At 36.0% G+C, this 19772-nt stretch carries 21 protein-coding genes and 9 tRNA genes; 2 read left to right on the top strand and 28 right to left on the bottom strand.

Annotation, left to right across the window (positions count from 1 at the left end; all coding sequences use genetic code 11):
- The 9 genes from yycF to BFG57_RS07570 form a co-directional block, all read right to left on the bottom strand.
- Window positions 1–705 carry a response regulator YycF gene (gene yycF, locus BFG57_RS07610; RefSeq protein WP_069716885.1) on the bottom strand — a complete coding sequence of 235 codons (705 nt, stop codon included), beginning with the start codon at window positions 703–705 and terminating at the stop codon, window positions 1–3.
- Window positions 706–1001: 296 nt separating this feature from the next.
- A complete protein-coding gene (locus BFG57_RS07605) occupies window positions 1002–2483 on the bottom strand; it encodes a peptidoglycan DD-metalloendopeptidase family protein (RefSeq protein WP_139125084.1) in 1482 nt (493 codons plus the stop codon).
- A 219-nt stretch (window positions 2484–2702) separates the two neighbouring features.
- Window positions 2703–2775 (bottom strand) — tRNA-Phe (locus BFG57_RS07600).
- Between the two features lie 16 nt (window positions 2776–2791).
- Window positions 2792–2868 (bottom strand) — tRNA-Asp (locus tag BFG57_RS07595).
- Window positions 2869–2881: 13 nt separating this feature from the next.
- A tRNA-Met gene (locus tag BFG57_RS07590) sits at window positions 2882–2958 on the bottom strand.
- A gap of 13 nt (window positions 2959–2971) precedes the next feature.
- Window positions 2972–3043, bottom strand: a tRNA-Glu gene (locus tag BFG57_RS07585).
- 10 nt (window positions 3044–3053) lie between these two features.
- Window positions 3054–3144 (bottom strand) — tRNA-Ser (locus BFG57_RS07580).
- 3 nt (window positions 3145–3147) lie between these two features.
- Window positions 3148–3222, bottom strand: a tRNA-Asn gene (locus BFG57_RS07575).
- A 158-nt stretch (window positions 3223–3380) separates the two neighbouring features.
- Window positions 3381–3833, bottom strand: coding sequence for a SprT family protein (locus tag BFG57_RS07570; RefSeq protein ID WP_069716884.1), 453 nt, complete (start codon window positions 3831–3833; stop codon window positions 3381–3383).
- Between the two features lie 122 nt (window positions 3834–3955).
- Between BFG57_RS07570 and cmpA the strand changes: the two genes are divergently transcribed.
- Window positions 3956–4069: a cortex morphogenetic protein CmpA gene (cmpA, locus tag BFG57_RS18560; RefSeq protein ID WP_139125083.1), complete on the top strand. Its 114-nt coding sequence runs from the start codon at window positions 3956–3958 to the stop codon at window positions 4067–4069.
- A gap of 11 nt (window positions 4070–4080) precedes the next feature.
- Here cmpA and BFG57_RS07565 read toward each other — a convergent pair whose 3' ends face one another.
- From BFG57_RS07565 to acpS, 13 genes are all read right to left on the bottom strand, one after another.
- Window positions 4081–6222 (bottom strand): Tex family protein, encoded by a 2142-nt coding sequence (locus BFG57_RS07565; protein WP_069716912.1) that lies wholly within the window; start codon window positions 6220–6222, stop codon window positions 4081–4083.
- A 350-nt stretch (window positions 6223–6572) separates the two neighbouring features.
- Entirely contained in the window at window positions 6573–7175 is a 603-nt protein-coding gene (locus tag BFG57_RS07560) for a PP2C family serine/threonine-protein phosphatase (RefSeq protein WP_069716883.1), read from the bottom strand.
- Entirely contained in the window at window positions 7172–7966 is a 795-nt protein-coding gene (sigB, locus tag BFG57_RS07555; protein ID WP_069716882.1) for an RNA polymerase sigma factor SigB, read from the bottom strand. Before sigB ends, BFG57_RS07560 begins: the two co-directional genes overlap by 4 nt.
- On the bottom strand, window positions 7932–8414 hold the full coding sequence (gene rsbW / locus BFG57_RS07550) for an anti-sigma B factor RsbW (RefSeq protein ID WP_069716881.1): 483 nt from the start codon (window positions 8412–8414) through the stop codon (window positions 7932–7934). The genes sigB and rsbW overlap by 35 nt, the downstream gene beginning before the upstream one ends.
- Window positions 8411–8743, bottom strand: coding sequence for an STAS domain-containing protein (locus tag BFG57_RS07545; protein ID WP_069716880.1), 333 nt, complete (start codon window positions 8741–8743; stop codon window positions 8411–8413). Before BFG57_RS07545 ends, rsbW begins: the two co-directional genes overlap by 4 nt.
- 59 nt (window positions 8744–8802) lie before the next feature.
- On the bottom strand, window positions 8803–9810 hold the full coding sequence (locus tag BFG57_RS07540; protein ID WP_069716879.1) for a PP2C family protein-serine/threonine phosphatase: 1008 nt from the start codon (window positions 9808–9810) through the stop codon (window positions 8803–8805).
- Window positions 9811–9845: 35 nt separating this feature from the next.
- On the bottom strand, window positions 9846–10250 hold the full coding sequence (locus BFG57_RS07535) for an anti-sigma regulatory factor (RefSeq protein WP_069716878.1): 405 nt from the start codon (window positions 10248–10250) through the stop codon (window positions 9846–9848).
- Between the two features lie 3 nt (window positions 10251–10253).
- Window positions 10254–10610: an STAS domain-containing protein gene (locus tag BFG57_RS07530; RefSeq protein ID WP_069716877.1), complete on the bottom strand. Its 357-nt coding sequence runs from the start codon at window positions 10608–10610 to the stop codon at window positions 10254–10256.
- An 18-nt stretch (window positions 10611–10628) separates the two neighbouring features.
- Entirely contained in the window at window positions 10629–11447 is an 819-nt protein-coding gene (locus BFG57_RS07525) for an STAS domain-containing protein (RefSeq protein ID WP_069716876.1), read from the bottom strand.
- A gap of 281 nt (window positions 11448–11728) precedes the next feature.
- A complete protein-coding gene (locus BFG57_RS07520) occupies window positions 11729–12079 on the bottom strand; it encodes a type II toxin-antitoxin system PemK/MazF family toxin (RefSeq protein ID WP_069716875.1) in 351 nt (116 codons plus the stop codon).
- 3 nt (window positions 12080–12082) lie between these two features.
- Window positions 12083–12361 carry a CopG family ribbon-helix-helix protein gene (locus BFG57_RS07515; RefSeq protein WP_069716874.1) on the bottom strand — a complete coding sequence of 93 codons (279 nt, stop codon included), beginning with the start codon at window positions 12359–12361 and terminating at the stop codon, window positions 12083–12085.
- A gap of 540 nt (window positions 12362–12901) precedes the next feature.
- Window positions 12902–13909, bottom strand: coding sequence for a LolA family protein (locus BFG57_RS07510; RefSeq protein WP_069716873.1), 1008 nt, complete (start codon window positions 13907–13909; stop codon window positions 12902–12904).
- Between the two features lie 789 nt (window positions 13910–14698).
- Window positions 14699–15043: a holo-ACP synthase gene (acpS, locus tag BFG57_RS07505; protein WP_069716872.1), complete on the bottom strand. Its 345-nt coding sequence runs from the start codon at window positions 15041–15043 to the stop codon at window positions 14699–14701.
- A gap of 143 nt (window positions 15044–15186) precedes the next feature.
- Between acpS and BFG57_RS07500 the strand changes: the two genes are divergently transcribed.
- The gene (locus tag BFG57_RS07500) at window positions 15187–15915 is read left to right on the top strand and encodes a rhomboid family intramembrane serine protease (protein WP_069716871.1); all 729 of its coding nucleotides are present in this window, start codon (window positions 15187–15189) and stop codon (window positions 15913–15915) included.
- Between the two features lie 125 nt (window positions 15916–16040).
- Here the strand turns inward: BFG57_RS07500 and uvsE are convergent, their stop codons facing one another.
- The 6 genes from uvsE to BFG57_RS07475 form a co-directional block, all read right to left on the bottom strand.
- Window positions 16041–17006, bottom strand: coding sequence for a UV DNA damage repair endonuclease UvsE (gene uvsE / locus BFG57_RS07495; RefSeq protein WP_069716870.1), 966 nt, complete (start codon window positions 17004–17006; stop codon window positions 16041–16043).
- Between the two features lie 254 nt (window positions 17007–17260).
- A complete protein-coding gene (gene cshA, locus BFG57_RS07490) occupies window positions 17261–18742 on the bottom strand; it encodes a degradosome RNA helicase CshA (RefSeq protein ID WP_069716869.1) in 1482 nt (493 codons plus the stop codon).
- 169 nt (window positions 18743–18911) lie between these two features.
- On the bottom strand, window positions 18912–19082 hold the full coding sequence (locus BFG57_RS18850; RefSeq protein WP_175428294.1) for a hypothetical protein: 171 nt from the start codon (window positions 19080–19082) through the stop codon (window positions 18912–18914).
- A 451-nt stretch (window positions 19083–19533) separates the two neighbouring features.
- Window positions 19534–19605, bottom strand: a tRNA-Glu gene (locus BFG57_RS07485).
- 3 nt (window positions 19606–19608) lie between these two features.
- Window positions 19609–19683, bottom strand: a tRNA-Asn gene (locus tag BFG57_RS07480).
- Between the two features lie 6 nt (window positions 19684–19689).
- Window positions 19690–19766: transfer RNA gene (locus tag BFG57_RS07475), tRNA-Ile, on the bottom strand.
- Between the last annotated feature and the right edge of the window lie 6 nt (window positions 19767–19772).

Here is a 19772-nt window from a genome sequence, read left to right as displayed (position 1 = left end):
CTATTTCTCCGATTCCTTTTTCATATAATATCCAACACCTCGTCTTGTTACAATCCATATTGGATGACTCGGCCGATCTTCAATTTTTTCACGCAGACGACGAACTGTTACATCTACAGTACGAACATCCCCAAAATAATCATAACCCCATACCGTTTGCAATAAATGTTCACGTGTCATCACTTGGCCGATATGCTGCGCAAGATAATGCAATAACTCAAATTCACGGTGTGTTAATTCGATTGTTTCACCACGTTTAGTTACGATATATGCATCAGGATGAATGGTTAATGCACCAACTACAATTTCACCGTTTCCACCAACAGTTTTATCAGAATCTTGCTGTCTTCGTCGTAAATTTGCCTTTACTCGAGCTATTAATTCACGTGTGCTAAACGGTTTAGTTACATAATCATCTGCACCAAGTTCAAGACCTAACACTTTATCAATTTCCGAATCTTTTGCTGTTAACATAATAATCGGCATATCATACTTTTTTCGAATCTCTTTACATACTTCCATACCATCACGCTGTGGAAGCATAATATCTAATAATATAAGATCAGGATTTACCTCATATACTTTTTCAATAGCTTCGTCACCATCATAAGCACAGGTAACTTCAAATCCTTCCTTTTCGAGATTAAATTGTAATATATCAGCAATTGGTTGCTCGTCATCTACAACTAATATATGCTTTGCCACGGTCGAATCACCCCTCCAATTTGAATCTTATCTATAAATTAAATAAATTTTTATAACGAATTACAGTAAAAATTACTCTCTTATTACTTTAACATGAATAGATAGTAAAGACATAGCAAGCCGTATATTACAAGATTTTGGCCTTTAGATAACCAATAAAAAACCTAATGCTATGTCATTTTATTTCTTTGGAATTTATTTGATCTACCTTCAATAAAATAGTATTTGATAACATCTGAAGAAATATAACGAAATACCTCCAACTACTCGATGGAAGTTGGAGGTATTTCGTTATATTAATAATATGTTTGCGGGTCAATATTCTTTCCGTTTTTGATCACTTCGAAGTGTAAATGTACCCCTGTTGAATTACCGGTTGAACCCATAATACCAATGACAGTGCCTTTAGGAACTGTTTGTCCTACACTAACCTTAATTTCAGACATATGAGCATACAATGTTTTTGTACCATTATTATGATTAATTATTACCTTATTTCCATATGTTCCATCGTATGCAGCGAACTCTACCGTTCCATTATCTGCAGCTTTTATACCTCGATTACTAACGCCTGCAATATCTAGACCTTTGTGTATACGTCCCCAACGATAACCCATTACACTCGTAATTGAACCGCCATATGTTGGCCATATAAAGCTCCCTGTACCACGTGAAGGAATAACTTTCGTTCCTTTATAAACAACCTTCGCAACAGGCTCTTGAGTAACGTCCTCTTCTAGTATTTCCTTATCAATAACTTGACCATTTTCTTTTACAAGAAGGTACTCAATACTCTTTTTCCCTTTTTGTCCTTCTTGTTTGACTTTTGTATCACCTTTATACATGTCATCTGTTTCAATAACTTCAATTTCATAATCTACTTTAATTTCTTTTCTTGCCTTCTTCTCCATAATTACATCTGTTACAGGCTCATAAGCTTGTACATTTACTGTATCACCAATTTGAAGAACCGTATCTTCAGCTAGATCGTTATTAAGACTTAATAACTGATCAAGCTTTAGATCGTATTGATTAGCGATACTTCCAAGTACATCGCCTTCTTCAATTTCATGTTTTTTAGGAGTAAGCGTACCCTTATTTAACAGACTTACAGCTTCTTTTACAGATAATATGTCATCAGGTTTAGCTTTTTTTGATTCAAATGAAACTTTTTCAGATAGTCTTACGTCTAATATAATAGACTCACCATTTTTCAAAGGATCATCTTTCTTTTCTTTGTTCTCGTCAACTTCAGCCAATAAGTCTTCGGGAACATATTGCAACTTCAAGCTCTCGATTGCTTTTTCTGCATCTTTTTTCGTTTTAACATAGGCAACTGCTTTTCCATCAACAACAATTGCTGTTGCATCAGCAGCTACACTTAGCTTACTACTTAACTGCTCAATTGCTTTATTATTATTATACTGAGGGTTGAACACCTTCTCAGGTATAAATTCTAGCGCATCATCAGCTGATAATTCGTAAGAATCATATGTTTTCTTAGCTTCTGCTATTTTTTGCTCAATAATTTCTTCAACAACATCTTTATCATTAACAGTTCCTATCATTTCACCGTCAATATAGATATGATAAACGGTTTCAAAATCACTCATTTTATTGTCTGCATAAACCGAACCAATTGTAATAGCCAATGAGCAGCAGGCTATCATTGTTGCGCGTCGGAATAAGGTTCTTTTTTGTTCGGGTCCATGAATATGAGAAGCCAACTTCGAGCCTTTTGGCAATTTCCCCTTCATTTTCTTATATAGGTAAAACACAAGATTTCCTCCCTACATTTAACTCCAAAAAACAAACATCTATTAACTCATTCATTATTAGTTATTTATTTTGTGCATACTTTATTAATGTAACACATCATATTTTAACTTCTCTACAAAAAACGCAAAAAAACGTAATATCTACGATTATTTTGACACCTAGTTATTCGAAGTCAATAAAAAAAACATGTCAGTCTTAGCACATGTTTTTTTAAAAGATGGCTCGGGACGGAATCGAACCGCCGACACGAGGATTTTCAGTCCTCTGCTCTACCGACTGAGCTACCGAGCCATGATTCTAATGAAAATGGCGGTCCGGACGGGACTCGAACCCGCGACCTCCTGCGTGACAGGCAGGCATTCTAACCAACTGAACTACCAAATCATATTTTAAAATTTGGTTGCGGGGGCAGGATTTGAACCTACGACCTTCGGGTTATGAGCCCGACGAGCTACCAGACTGCTCCACCCCGCGCTAATAATAAAAATGACCCGTACGGGATTCGAACCCGTGTTACCGCCGTGAAAGGGCGGTGTCTTAACCGCTTGACCAACGGGCCATAAATTAAATGGCGGAGAAGGAGGGATTTGAACCCTCGCGCCGCTTACACGACCTACACCCTTAGCAGGGGCGCCTCTTCAGCCACTTGAGTACTTCTCCGTTTGGCTCCACAGGTAGGATTCGAACCTACGACCGATCGGTTAACAGCCGATAGCTCTACCACTGAGCTACTGTGGAATATTTTTATTAACAACATCATTTATTCTATAACAAATGATTCATTAATGTCAACAACTTTTTTAGTTGTGTTTTGCTTCGTTATCTCAACGACGCTTTTATAATTTATCATAGGGATTAGACAAAGTCAACAACTCTTTTAGATTTTTTAAATACGTTTAACCTGAAACTCTAAATAATTTGCCTTTACACTTCCCACAGACATATTTACTCGTATTGACCTTGCGTTTTCTTTTATATAGATACCCACAGTCTTCACATTTATAAAAATGGTATACCCTATGTTCTACATTCGTAGCTAGAGGCTGGCAATACCTCGGTGCATCAACTTTTCGCATTAGAACTTTGAAATCTCGATCTCTGTGTTTGTATCCTTTGCCTGTTATGTGTAAATGATAATGACATAACTCATGCTTAATAATACCGATCAAGACATCTTGTCCTTGTTGCTCATAATATTTCGGATTAAGTTCAATATGATGTGATTGCAATAAATACCTTCCACCAGTTGTTCTTAATCTTTTATTAAAAGTTGCCTTATGTAGAAAAGGCCTATCAAAAAACTCAATAGAAATACGCTCTACTAATGTTTGCAATTGATCATTATTCATTATTTCTTTCCTTTACACCTTGCATAGTTTTGTTATTATAGCACATTTTCAGCGTCCTAAGCATACACTTTACAGTACATAAGAATCTTTCTAAACCTACAAAAATAAAGGAGGTATACGTTATGCCCACATGGCTTATTAACCAATTGAAAAGTGCGTTTAAGGAAAAAGATCATTATCGTATTAAATTACTAAATCAATGTTGGTTTTTCTATAGAAAAAAACACTGCTCTTAGGCAGTGCTTAATTATGAAGGAAGCATTGTCAATGCAATCCTACCCTTTTCCTTATCAACATTTTCAATCCAGACATTTACAATCTCACCAACTGAAACGATGTCCATCGGGTGCTTCACATATTTATTACTTAGCTTCGATATATGAACAAGCCCATCTTGCTTCACTCCAATGTCAACGAAAGCTCCAAAGTCAACGACGTTACGCACTGTTCCTTCTAATTCCATCCCTTCGGAAAGATCTTCAAGAGTTAAAATATCTTTTCTTAACAATGGTTTTGCAACATCATCACGTGGATCACGCTCAGGACGACTAAGAGCATCAATAATATCTTGTAACGTAAGCTCACCAATTTCTAACTCTAATGCTTGTTGAGAAATGTTAACTTTTTTCAGTTCAGTCTGCAGTTGTTTCGTGCCTACGTCATCTACCGTAAACCCTAAGCTCTCCAACAATTCCGATGCTTCTTTATAACTCTCAGGGTGAATAGGTGTTCGATCTAATGGGTGTTTTCCATCTAATACTCTTAAGAATCCAATACTTTGTTCATATGTTTTAGGCCCTAAACGAGGAACTTTTTTCAATTGGGAACGACTTTCAAACCTGCCATTCTCCTCCCTCATCTTCACAATATTATTAGCTGCTGTTTTCGATAGTCCAGATACATATTGAAGCAAAGAAGATGAGGCTGTATTCACATTCACTCCCACTTGGTTAACAACTGTCTCTACAACAAATGTTAAAGACTCACTTAAATATTTTTGAGAAACATCATGTTGATATTGACCGACTCCAACTGATTTCGGATCAATTTTCACCAACTCAGCCAACGGGTCTTGCAAACGTCGGGCAATTGAGATAGCACTACGCTCCTCTACTTGTAAATCAGGAAATTCTAAACGAGCTAAATCAGAGGCAGAATACACACTTGCTCCAGCTTCATTAACAATTAGATAATAGATTTCACTTTCTAATTCCTTTAAAATATCCGCAACAAAACTCTCAGTTTCACGAGAGGCTGTCCCATTCCCAATCGCAACCATCTCCACATTATACTTTTGTAAGATGTTTTTAATTATTTTTCTTGCTTCTTCTTTCTTCGCAACTGGTGGATGTGGGTAAATAACATCTATATGCAAAACTTTACCTGTTGGGTCAATTACAGATAACTTACATCCCGTTCGATAAGCAGGATCTACTCCTAAAACGATTTTCCCCTTTAGGGGTGGCTGTAACAAAAGGTTTCGGAGATTCTCAGCAAAAATATGAATCGCTTGTTCTTCTGCTTTCTCTGTTAATTCATTACGAATTTCTCGCTCTATAGAAGGGTCAATTAACCTTTTGTAACTATCACTAATCGCACTTTTGATATAAGGTATCGCTGGTGACTGCTCATTCCTAATGAAGTGACGCTCAATTAATGCAACGAACACTTCTTCATTAGATGCAATGTTTACTTTTAAAACACCTTCTTTCTCACCACGATTTACAGCTAAGACGCGGTGGGGGACAATTTTCGCCACTGGCTCTGAATAGTCATAGTACATTTCGTATATTTTTTTATCGTCTTTATCTTCATCTTTCACTTTCGTCGTTAATGTACTTTGCTTAAAGGTTTTTTCTCGTAACGTTTGACGAATTGTAGCATCATCAGCAACCCATTCAGCAATAATATCTTGTGCTCCTATTAACGCCTCATCTACCGTATTAATTTCATGCTCTTCTGATAGATACTGTTGAGCTTCTAATTTAACATCACCATCTAGTGGTTGCTCAAATAACCACTTTGCTAATGGCTCCAACCCCTTTTCCTTTGCAACCGTTGCTTTTGTGCGACGCTTTTGTTTGTACGGTCTATATAAGTCTTCAACCTGCTGTAATTTTGTTACTTTTTGAATTTGCTGTTCTAAATCATCCGTTAATTTCTCTTGTTCTGCTATTAGACGAATAACTTCTTCTTTTCGTTTTTCAAGGTTCTGAATATATTGCCACTTTTCTTGAATATCTCTTATTGCAACTTCATCTAAAGCACCCGTTTGCTCTTTACGATAACGAGCGATAAACGGCACAGTATTAGAATCCTCTAATAGTGATATAACTTCATTCACTTGCTTTACCTTTATATTCATTTCATTTGCAATCAATTGAATCATATCAGCTGTACTTCGAATTGTTCTTCGCCATCCTTTCACTCACATACATTATGCATCCTAACCAATTATTCCTCTTAAAACTCAACTTCTCCTCCAAGAATTAAGAAGAATAATGTTATTTTACCAAATCTAATCATTAAGTTAACCTTAATGAAGTATAACTCCCAACTGTTTTCTTTTCTTAGTAGCGATTAATCGAATCAACATCACACTCATCATGTACTGATATAACATCTCTAAATTCTCAAATTTTCTATTCTAACTCATTATAATATTTCCAGATAAGTACTAAATTCTGATGTTAAGGAAATAAAAAAAGAGTTTCCCTAATCAAGAAAAACTCTTGCATATCAACTAAATCTAATCTTACCAACAACGTATGTAACATCATCATTGCCGTGATTTACATATTTCTGTAACTCATTAGAAATGGCTTCTAGTGATACCATCTTGAAAATGAACTTTTTTACTGATAATAGCTGAAGCCCATCTGAGTAAATAATAAATGCTGTATTGTTTTCTAAAGATGTTTCTTGAATTTTATACGACTGGGGTCGACCAGATAAATACCCATATTGTGGTAGAGGATAGATAATTTCGCCTGAAGGTGAATAGAGGATGACTCGGATATTTCCTACATTACTATAAATAATCTTCTTATGTTCATAATCGATTTTCAAAATACCAATTACCGCTCCTCGCAATCCACGTAACGACACATTACACTGCTCCATTATTTTATCTATAGATTCATGGTGTGATTTCGCTATTACATTGACAACCGCTACCGATGACTCCTTCGCTCCTAATCCACTACCTAATCCATCAGCAATGGCACACACAAAGTATTTGTCAGTCTCCACAATGTAATAACTATCACCACATTCTTTTTCCCCCTTTTTCGACTGTTGAAAAGATGCTACTCTCACATTTTGATAGTCCTTTACAATCATGGATCAATACACTCCTGATGTTCTAACCGAATTGCTTCACGCAGTTTCTTTAAAGCACGGCGCTGAAGGCGAGATACATGCATTTGCGAAATACCTAAACATTCTCCCGCTTCCTTCTGGTTCATATTATCAAAGAAAGTATATTTAATAATCAAACGCTCACGCTCAGTCAATACGTGAAAGGCTTTCTCTAATAATAGACGTTGATCAGCTATCTCATATCCAACATCTCGATTACCGACTAGATCGAGAAGTGTAACAGTGCTACCATCAGAATCCGATTCTATTTTACTATCTACTGACAACGCTTGATAACTCTTTCCCATTTCCATCGTTTCGAGAATTTCTTCTTCAGAAACACCAATATATAACGCAATTTCCTGAACGTTCGGAGAGCGTTGCAACTTCGTTGTCAACTCTTCAACAGCTTTTTTAAGTTTTGGACTTAATTCTTTAATCCTTCGAGGCACATGCACACTCCATGTCTTATCTCGAATGTAGCGTTTAATCTCACCAATAATAGTTGGAACTGCAAATGACTCAAATGTCTTACCGAACTGACTATCGTATCTGCGTATTGCAGCTAGAAGGCCCAACATGCCAACTTGAACTAAGTCATCGTGGATGTTTTTCCTATGTGAATACTTACGTGCAAGAACCTCAACAAGCTCACTATATTGTTCAACTATCTTCGCTTGTGATTCTTCTTTGTTGCGTTCATTTTGGAAGTCCTCAATCCATTTGTATACTTGTTGTTTATTTGGTTTGCGAGGTTGAGATTGTGTCGCCACGACGCTCCACCTCATCTCTACCTAAATACTTTGTCATAATGACAATAACACCTGAATCATGGTTGATTTCTAACCTATCCATTAACGTGTCAATTAAAAAAAGTCCAAGACCTCCCTCTCGCAAGTCTTCTGTTTTCTCTCCAGAATGATACGGCCCCGTTTTCTTTCTTACTTCATCAGAATTGAAGCTTTCCCCGTTATCAGCAACTATGATTTCTAAACGGTCTTCATAAACTCCAAAACCAATCGTAACTTCCCCTTCTTCACCTTTATAACCGTGTTGAATCGCATTCGTAGATGCCTCTGAAACAGCAATCTTAATGTCTTCTATATCTTCATAAGAAAAACCCATTCTGCTAGAAACTCCAGATGAAGTTAAACGAATAATCCCCACATATTCAGGTTTTGCAGGCACTCTCATTTCTACTATATCAACAGGCTTCTTCATTTCGTTCCACCTCTAGCACTAGATTCAATATTCATGATGTCCATTAAACCTGTAATTTCAAATAACCGCTCAACACGAGCAGTCATCCCATATAACTTAAGTGAACTTCCGTGGTGATGACTCGACTTCAATGATCCAATAAAGACTCCTAATCCTGTACTATCCATATAATTAACGTTCGAAAGATCAACAGAAATACTAGCACCACTTTCTTCTGTTAATGGAATAAGCGATTCTCTAAGCTTAGGAGCTGTAAAAGCGTCCACTTCTCCATATATTTTAACTTCTTTCAATAAGCCATTTTCTGTAACTTCAACTTTTAGATTCAAAGATATATTCCCCCCTAAACGTTAGTTCCATAATACTTATTCCCCTACCTCATATAGCATTAAACCTGTCGTCGAATAATAATTAATGTAAAGTCATCTCTCAGTTCAAAATCTTGTAACTTCTCTAACCTTCTGTAGACATTATCAACAATCTCTTGAGCAGGCAGATGGATATTTTCTTTAATTATTTCCGAAATTGTCTCACGTTCAATAAAATCGTTACCTGACCTACACTCTGTCACACCATCAGTTAAAAGTATGATCATATCATTAGATTCTAATTTACACCGATATTCTTTATAAGTTGCATTACGAGAAACACCAAGGACTAAGCCCTTTGTAAATAAGTCTTCAAACCTTCCTTTTTCAGCAATATAACGAAAACCCGGCTCATGACCTGCCGATGCATAGGAAAAACAATGATTTCTTAGGTCATAAACACCATATAACATCGTTATAAACATACTTGGATCAACATTTTGTTCTACTACACGGTTTAAATTCTCAAGGACTGATTGAGGATTCATTCTTGTTTCTGAATGGCTTTCCATCGTATATTTGATCATGGACATACACAGAGCAGCAGGGATTCCCTTACCAATAATATCCGCAATCGCTACAGACACACATTGATTTTCATCTTGAACGAAATGAAAATAATCACCATTCATTTTCTTAGAAGGAACACTCACTGCACCAATATCTAAAGAATTAATATCTGGATAATTCGTCTTCAATAACGTTTGTTGCATATTTGCTGCTACTTCAATTTCTGCTTTTAATTCAAATTGTTGTATCCTTAAACTTTGATGCTCTTGATAAGCCATTCCATACTCCATCATTACTTCTAATAACAAATCAAAGGAATCTCTAACTTCTTGACGTAATTCTGGAAATATCTCTTGCAGAGCTAATATATGCATATTGATAACCTCTTCTGGCGAGGTATTATTTTCAAGTGCAATCCTACTAAAGCGTTGAGCACGATATAAAGCCGTCTCATTTCGATTGGTTAGATATTCCCCTAAAATATTCTTATATACTTCTAAAGTTGTTTTCTCTTCCACAGAAATCCCACCTTTTAAACCTCCATGTACAATCCCTATCTACGAAGCCACTTATAAACGATAATTTTTGTACCTACTCCGATATCTGACTCAATTGAAAAGTCATCCATTAATCGTTTCACACCAGGTAATCCTGCACCTAAACCACCTGAGGTAGAATAACCATCTTCCATAACACGTTTAATCTCCTTAATGCCTGGACCATTATCTGATGCAACGACCATTAACCCCTTTTTACAAGGTTGATTCACAATTTCGTAGCAAATATTCCCACCACGTGTATATAAATAAATATTTCTAGCTAGTTCAGAAATCGCTGTAGTGATTCTTGCTTGATCAACATTCCCAAATCCTAGCTCCTTGGCAATATTTCTCCCTAGTTGACGCGCTGCAACAATATCCCATTCTTTTTGTATATTCACACAGGATTGGTGACTCATGCACTAGTCCCCCAATTCCAGTCTCAATTTATCTAATCCTCGTTCTAAATCGAGTGCTGTAGGAACATCTCTCATATAGATACCCAAATCAATTAGTGTAATCGCAACTGCAGGCTGAATCCCTGTCAGAACAACCTTTGCACCTAATAGATTGGCCATATCTACCACATCCCCTAACACCTTCGCAATAAATGAATCCACCATATCAATTGATGTCAAATCAACGACTACACCTCTTGCACCAGTTTCGTGAATTTTGTTTAATAAGTCTTCTTGAAACTGTAAAGCGGTGTGATCATCTAACTCAACTTGAATTGAAATTAGAAGATATTGATGCATTTTCAATATCGGTATTCTCACAATACCACTCACCCCCAACTACATTTCAATTATTTTTTTATTCGTAATTTCAAACGCCCTCTCAAGACCCTTCTTCATCGTACTTTGCGTAGGAAACTGACTAAGATCAATTCCTAAATTCACTATCGTTTGAGCAATTTCAGGGCGTATTCCTACTAATATTGCTTGTGCACCTATTAACCGCACCGCTTCTACAGCTTGAATAATATGGTGAGCTACCATCGTATCCACCACAGGAACCCCTGTAATATCAATAAGAACAACCTCAGAACGGTGTTTGACTACACCACCTAATAAATTCTCCATAATTAATTGTGCTCGTTCCGTATCAATTGTACCGATAAGTGGCATTATTGTAATTCTATCAAACAAAGGAATCAGTGGTGATGACAATTCTTGAAGGGCATCTTTTTGTAGAGAAAATGTTTTTTCCCATGTTTCTGTATAACTATTCACCATCTGATTTAGTATTGGCTCAACTAGCTTATCTACCATTATCATTATTAAGAGCGGATCGTGTTCTCCGTAACCTTCTTTAGCAACTAATTCTAATAAGATATGTCTGACCACTTGCAACCCTCTTGTTATATATTCAAGGTGCCATCCAAATCCCATCACCTTTTGAGAAAACTCTTCCATACTCTTTTGATAATCTTCTTCATGATAAATTATTGATTGTAATACGAGTTCAATAAACTCGTTATTTGTCTCAGCCTCACTATGGTCAACAAATTGACTTTGTTCATTTACCGTTTCATACTTCGATGCCTTATCTAACCACTTTTCAACTATGTCATTATGATTATTATTAATAATATTGACTATAAAAGAACGCATGCTTCATCTCCTCATTGAAATAGACATCTTTTTCGTCATTATTCCACTTATTTAATTACCTTTCAATCCAAAGAACTTTTGTTCAACTAAACAACTCCATTTAACCCTATATAAAGTCCCATAATTCTATAACCTTTTTCTTTTTAGACAAAACCTTAACTCATTTTTTAACTAACAATAAAAAAACTTCAAGCACCTTTTACAGCACTCGAAGCTAGACCTTTGTATATATTATTCTTATCTTATAAAAAAATAAAAAAGCTGCTAGTAGGCAACTTTTATTAAAAATCAATTAGTCCAATGCTAATTTGCAACGCATCGTTAACTTTTCTCATCATTTCATCATCTAGATGAGTAATTTTGTCTGTCAATCTTTGCTTATCAATCGTTCTAATTTGTTCTAATAAAATTACAGAATCACGTTCAAACCCATAACGTTTCGCATCAATTTCAACATGTGTTGGCAGCTTTGCCTTTTGAATTTGTGCTGTAATGGCCGCTACTATAACTGTAGGGCTAAAACGGTTTCCGATATCATTTTGAATGATAAGGACTGGTCGAACTCCGCCTTGTTCAGAACCAACAACAGGAGATAGGTCAGCGAAGTAAACATCGCCGCGCTTAACTATCAAACCCTACACCCCGCTTACTAAGCGGTCTAGGGTGTGGTCTGCTTCCTCCTCAGCAAGAAAGGCTTCTGAAGCGATGTTTAAGTTGATTTTTGCCATTTCCATATAGCCACGTCTCATTGATTCACGAATATGGCGTTTCTTACGCTCTCGCAAATACATTTTCGTAGCTTGGTAAATGAATTCACTCCGGTTTCCATTTTCTTGTTTTAACATGAGGTCTAATTCACTGATTAGACTTTCCGGTAAACGAACCATGATTTCTTGAGTATTAGCTTCGGACACAAACGTACACCTCCACCACAACTGCACGCTAATTTTTGTTATGAAAACCCACCTTTAATCTTACCATCTGTTATGGTCTATTGCAAAATAATTCTCAATGTTAATAAGCCTCCATAACAACCATTCTATTTGCATAAATAGTCATTCTAAAAATTAAAATATATTTACCTTACAATTGTAAGCTTAAATTAAATGACCACTATCCATATTTAATTCGATAAGACATTAAATATTCCTGCAATTTTTTTAAAACAAAAGATTACATTCAACAAAACATTAGGAATGTACATTGTAACACGTATCAAAACTTATTCTTTTAGAAATAAATTACACGCTGCAACGATATTCACATTAAACATGGTAAATGACTGTATTAGTTACATATTAAACATCTTTCCTTCAATTATTCTCGAATATCTAAAAATTATACTTCTATTTGAGAATTCAAAGAAACTATTTAAGGACAGACTCTACAAAACGCTTAAGAGTCTGTCCAGATGTCTTACCTTTATCATTTGTCAATCGAAAAATAGTTTAACTTTATTTTACAGATTGACCTTGAACGGACTTCGCAACTGCAATCATTTCATCCTTTTGCATATCCTTCGATGCTAAATAGTAGTCAACTCCTCCAACAGTCCAAGAAAGTGAGAAATCCGTTACACTTCCAATAGCGAACCCTAAATCTACAGGTTCCCCATCCATATTAATCGGACTACTCGTTGGCATTACTTCTGATTTCTCTTGATATAACGTAAAAGATTTTTCACCAGCAAATGTCTGTACATATCGAGAGCCGTCTTCGGTAGCGACTTCTTTCTCTTCCACTAAATTAACCCCATCTGGAAGCTCAAGTGGATACAACACTTCAAATGAGCCATCAACTTGTGACATCGTTGGTACATCCAACTGCGCCCCCGTCATATTCCGCTCTACTTCAAATGCACCCTCATCAAAAGTAGGATTAAATTCAAAATTAGAAAATACCACTTCAACTAAAGGCGTCTTATCTTGATCCATAACCCTTACCGATACAGGGGCTAGAGTATCTTTTGAAAGAGTAATTAGCTGATACGGAAGTGTTTTGCTATTTTGATAATTCGTTTTTGTTTCAAACATATAATGGTTGTCATCTGTTGTAAATACAGCATCACTATCATTTAAAATATCACTAACAAGTGATTCATACAGGTATGTCTGGCTACTATTTTGTGGCCAGTCACTTTGGAATTTAAAACTCTTATTCAAAGCTGGTGTCAATACAAATACACCTTCAGGGTTACGAAGAATCATTTGGTTTTGCTGTTTCTCTTTTGGATTTAACACAACACGGTAATAGCCTTTTTTCTTGTGCCATACCTCCAAATCATATGATTGTGGATCCTTTCCAATTGCTAAGGTCATATTCGCCTCTGTTCGATAACCTGTCATATCCTCTAATTTCTTCTCTAACATTCCTGTAACATCCTCTTGTGACCGCTCACCACAACCAGTGAGTACGACTGCAAACAGAAAAACAAATGCAAATAAAACTAACCTTTTCCTCATTTTATCAGCTCCCTTGTCTCAGCTCGACGACAAAGAAGAGAACAAGTACATATCGCAGTATGTTTAGTGGACATGAATTAAAACTATGATTTAGCTTGATGCACGTAAACGAGACTTATTGTGAGATATTTAACCATTTGGCAAATGTATCATTGCCAACCTCGTCTTCTAATTTGATCTTAGCAACATTGAACGAGGAGCTCACTATGACAAGTTATACTTGTAGATGCTGAATGACATCATTTGTAATACCGAAACCCACTCCCATAACAAAAAGATAAGTAGTAGCATACTCAGTTATTTTAATTAGAAAAACGGGAGTAACTTGTTTATCGTTTCAGCATGAACAACTTGAACATTAGTGATATATCACACTCTTCAAGTCCTCTTTTCTCAATACAAATTTACGTGTGGACAATGTAAATTAACCTTCGATATCGCTCATGTAATCCTTCTCTTTGATATCCATCATACTTATGAAGCACACAATCTGATCTGCAATCCATTTAGCCAAGGATAGAGCTAGCTCACAAAATAGATGATTAAATAATATTATATTCACCTACAAATTCCCCAAGACTAATTAAGATAATGCTAATACCTTTCTGACACAATTCCTCTTAGATGTTGTTCGAGATAACTCAACTCGCATTGTCCATTAACAGCACATCTAGCATAATCACGTTTCATTGTTGCGATATGCACTTGAATTCCCTCCTACCCGCAATAGCAATATATGAGCATACAAGGGCCAATATGCAGACGAGCATGACAAGCAACACTCTTTTTTTATTCAATTATCACTTGAGCGGCTGCATATTCATGACTATGAGTGATAGAAAGGTGTACATTTGCTGTACCGGAATGGTATAACACTGGTTTTCCATTTTTCTCATTTAATATCTCAATATCTTGAAAGCTTAACTCCGTGCCTATTCCTGTTCCTAACGCTTTTGCAAATGCTTCCTTCGCTGCAAAACGACCAGCTAGAAATTCAGCACGTCGATGTCCTTGAAGTTTTTGAAACTTTTCCTGCTCTCTATTCGTTAATATTCTTAATATAAATTTTTCTTTTTCCATCATGCGTTTTATACGTTCAATCTCAACTATATCTAAGCCTATCCCTTTAATCACGTAAATTCACTCTTTCTCAACCATGTTTTCTAAAACGATTATTCGGTAAAATAATAATACTATATTTAATTATATTTTTTCTTGTATTTCTCAATCATATAATCTATACTATCTGAACATTTTCTAAAAAGGAGTTTTTCGACATGTTTGTTCGAAACGAAGACTTTCGTTCTTTCTTAAGGCTTTATCCAATCGTTTCTATTATTACTGGAGTAAATCTATTTTTATGGATATTTACAACGTTCTTACCCGGAGGTTCAATATTTCTACAACATTTTATCGGCTATAACGCAGCAATTTCACAAGGAGAAATTTGGCGGCTTGTGACGCCTATCTTCTTACACGGTAGCTTTACACACGTTCTTTTCAATTCATTTTCACTCGTATTATTTGGACCTGCTCTAGAAAGAATGATAGGGAAGGGGAAATTCATAACAGCTTATCTCGTAGCAGGAACTGCTGCGAATATCGCAACCTTCTTCATCTCATCACCATTTCTGTTTCATCTTGGGGCATCAGGTGCCATCTATGGATTATTCGGAATTTACCTTTATATGGTGTTATACCGCAAAGACTTAATTGATGCTAATAACGCTCAACTCATCATTACAATATTAGTAATTGGACTTATTTTGACATTCTTACGACCCAACATTAACATAACTGGACATATCTTTGGCTTCATTAGTGGTGCCGCTATTGCTCCGCTTATTTTAGGAAAAAAAAGGTCCTTCTCCTATTATGACCATGATGAAATTAGTTTCGATCCTAACCGATGGAAGAAACGGAAACTTCAGCTTAATGGAAAAACGATTATTTGGGGTATATTTATCGTCTTAATTATCCTAGGCCTTGTCAATCGATTCATTTAAGAGGAACTAACTCAATTTCCCAATCGATACGACATTAAAATGTTTTAACATAAACTTATACCACATGTTCTAAAGCATTAAAAGGACAGCTGTCACAACTTCTGAGTACAGCTGCCCTTTTTATTTTAATGAATCTTAAAGCTCGCCCCATCAATTATTTCAACATCATCTTCATGTTTCAACTGTTTCATGAGTCTAAAAAGAGCATCATCTTTTTTCTTCGCCTCAATCATACAATCAATAATTGACACACTTCCGTTTATTTCACGTAAAAACTTCAAAAACATTTTTGCATCAATATAATCAGCATGCGCCCTAAAATCATCACTACTCCGAGGACTTGAGATGTGCATCTTAATCGGTAAAGGAGAATTATCCCAAGTACTCACAACTCGATCCCAATGCTCTTGCCAATTATGATTATCATTGTGAGCAAGATGATGGTGATAATCAAAGACAATTGGAATTGCTAACTTCTCACACAAATATAGCGTATCATTCATCGTAAAACTTTTGTCATCATTTTCAAGCATGATCATTTCTTGAAGATCAACAGGAACAAAACCCCAATTATAAATGAACTGCTCTAATGCTTTATCTCGATCATCATAAGCCCCACCTACATGTAATACACAACGATGTTTTGGATGAATCCCCATTCCCGTTAATAAATTTCGATGCATTTTCAAAGTTATAATCGATTGATTCAGAATATCTACTTTTTTAGAATTCAATAAAACAAAGTGATCTGGATGAAAATCAATTCTCATTTTATATTTAGCTAGGAATGACTCTATATCATTTAATTCTTTTTTTATTGATTTTATATAATTCCAACCCTTCAGATCCATATGATTTGCAAGTGGAATTAACTTTGAACTTAATCGAAAAAAAGCGATGTCATGAGCGATATTATGTTTTAGCAACCGCAAACAGTTCGTAACGTTAGAACGGGCTATTCGTTCAAGCTTCCTAATTGCAGCATCACGGTCAAATAACTTTTTGAATCGTGCATGTGTCATTGTTTGTGATGGTGAACAATTTTGCAAATGCACGCTCATCGCGACATAACCCATACGAACGACTGTCATTTAAAGCTACTCCTTTCTATATTGAAGGTTCAGTATTGGTAGTATGCCCAATTATCTTTCACCCATCGTAAACTTCCGCCCTTTAGACTTCGATAACTATGTATTAATAACAATAAGTAAAATCAACAGTGAATAAAATTGTCCTTGACCTCATGATTCTCAAAACGATTCATCACATAAAAAAAGAAGTTTAGCCTATGGCCAAACCCCTTTTTCACAAATTAATGTTAGTAATAAACTTCAAATAATTTTATTTAGTTATTAGAGTAACGACGCTTTCTATTCCCGCCACCTGAACGCTTTTGTTGTGAGCGCTCGTTGTTTCTGTTTTGGTTTCCTCTATTATTATTTCCGCTACGTTTATTACCATCTCGACCACGACCTCGACCTCTGCTACGATTTCCACCACGTTTTCTTGATGGAAGTGGACCTTCAAACGTTAGTTTTACCGGTGTTTGGTCAGGTTCTTTCGTAAGAGATTTTAGTGCAGCAGCAATAATTTCATTCGCATCATAAGTCTCAAGTAGTTCCTCAACTATTGGCTCGTAAATTGATAAGTCTCCACTTTCAATGCTATCGATTAACTGCTCAGTAATAACACTTTGTTGACCTTTTAACGCATCTGTAAACGTCGGCATGTGTTGACGTTCCATTTTACGCTTTGTTTTCTGTTCGATCATTCCTAGATATTCCATCTCTCTAGGTTCTACGAATGAAATGGCAATACCCGTTTTACCCGCACGTCCAGTACGTCCAATACGATGAACATAACTTTCTGGATCTTGAGGTAGGTCAAAGTTATATACATGAGTTACTCCAGAAATATCAAGCCCACGTGCAGCTACGTCTGTAGCAACTAAAACATCAATTTGTCCATTTTTAAAGCGTCGTAATACAGCCATACGCTTTGATTGTGTTAAATCTCCGTGGATACCTTCAGCAGAGTAACCTCTCAATTTAAGACCTTCAGATAACTCATCAACACGTCGCTTCGTACGACCGAATACAATCGCAAGCTCTGGTGCGTGAATATCTAACATACGTGTTAGTGCATCAAACTTGTCCTTTTCTTTAACCTTCATGTAGAATTGCTCAATGCTTGGAACAGTCATTTCTTTTGATTTTACTTTAACAACTTTTGGTTCTTTCATGAAAGTTTCAGCAATTCGCTGAATTGGTGCTGGCATCGTTGCTGAGAATAATAAAGTTTGACGTTGTTCCGGCATTTCTTTCAAAATTGCTTCAATATCTTCAATGAAACCCATGTTCAACATTTCATCTGCTTCATCTAATACAGCTGTCTGAATTTGATCCAAACGAATTGTTTTACGACGAATATGGTCAAGTAGACGACCTGGTGTTCCTGCTACAATATGTGGACGTTTCTTCAACGAACGAATTTGTTGGCGAATATCTTGTCCACCGTATACAGGTACCGTTTGAAGACCATTACTGCGACCAATCTTGTTCAATTCTTCTGCAACTTGAATTGCTAATTCACGTGTCGGTGCAATAATAATACCTTGAAGGCCATTATTCTTTTCTATTTTTTCTACTAACGGAATACCGAAAGCAGCCGTTTTACCTGTACCAGTTTGTGCTTGACCAATTACATCAGTTCCCTCTAATGCAAGTGGAATAGCTTGTTCTTGAATTGCTGTTGTTTCTTCAAATCCCATATTTTGAATCGACTTAAGGGTCGTTTGACTAATTGCTAAATCTGAAAATTTCCCCAATATTATTCATACTCCTTTATATTTCATAGATCAATTATTTTTTGGCATTAGGTCCCATTATATCATAGAGATATACTAATATCAATCAAATCATTATAGCACTGTTTAATATGGATATCTATACTACTTTACGAAAAAGTAATTTTGAGTAAATTCAATACATTTACAGTCAACATTCTAACATAAAGTATTTACAAAGTTGTTCGTCATCATACACTTGAATAACAATGATTGCTGCAACACTTTGAGTATAACCTGATGAAGATATAGAAATTTCTAGAACAACATTAATCTTTTCAACAAGCTCATTAAACGCTGAATATATATGACGTATTTCCATAACAAGAGTATTCACTTGACCAGTGACTTCATCTGTAACTTATTTTATTTCTTTAAAAGAAACACCTGCACGCTCCACAAATATAGTCCCTTCTTCTGCAATATCTTTGCCCACTTTCATTACTTCATTTGCTTTTTCTATCTCAACTTGAACAACAGAGATTAATGAACTAATCTTCGATGCTGTTACAATTAATTGTTCTTCCAGTTACCTTACCTCTCCAGCTACAATTACAAAACCTTTCCCATATTCTTCTGATTTCCTTTTTATACAAGCATTAAAAAATATCATTTATGTTTTGCATTCCACCCTTGTTTTTTGGTTTAATTTTATATAAATTCAATTATCATTCTACAAATCAAAAAATAATTTGTTTATTCATTAGAATATTGCAATAAACAAACAAAAAATAAGATGTATGCAATTTTGCATACATCTTATTTTATCTTTATGACCCGTACGGGATTCGAACCCGTGTTACCGCCGTGAAAGGGCGGTGTCTTAACCGCTTGACCAACGGGCCTTATGGCTCCACAGGTAGGACTCGAACCTACGACCGATCGGTTAACAGCCGATAGCTCTACCACTGAGCTACTGTGGAATACAATGGTGGGCCTGAGTGGACTCGAACCACCGACCTCACGCTTATCAGGCGTGCGCTCTAACCAGCTGAGCTACAGGCCCATTGTT

The organism is Bacillus solimangrovi (assembly GCF_001742425.1).
Taxonomy (GTDB): Bacteria; Bacillota; Bacilli; order Bacillales; family Bacillaceae_N; genus Bacillus_AV; species Bacillus_AV solimangrovi.
This window is presented reverse-complemented; position numbering and strand designations above follow the sequence as displayed.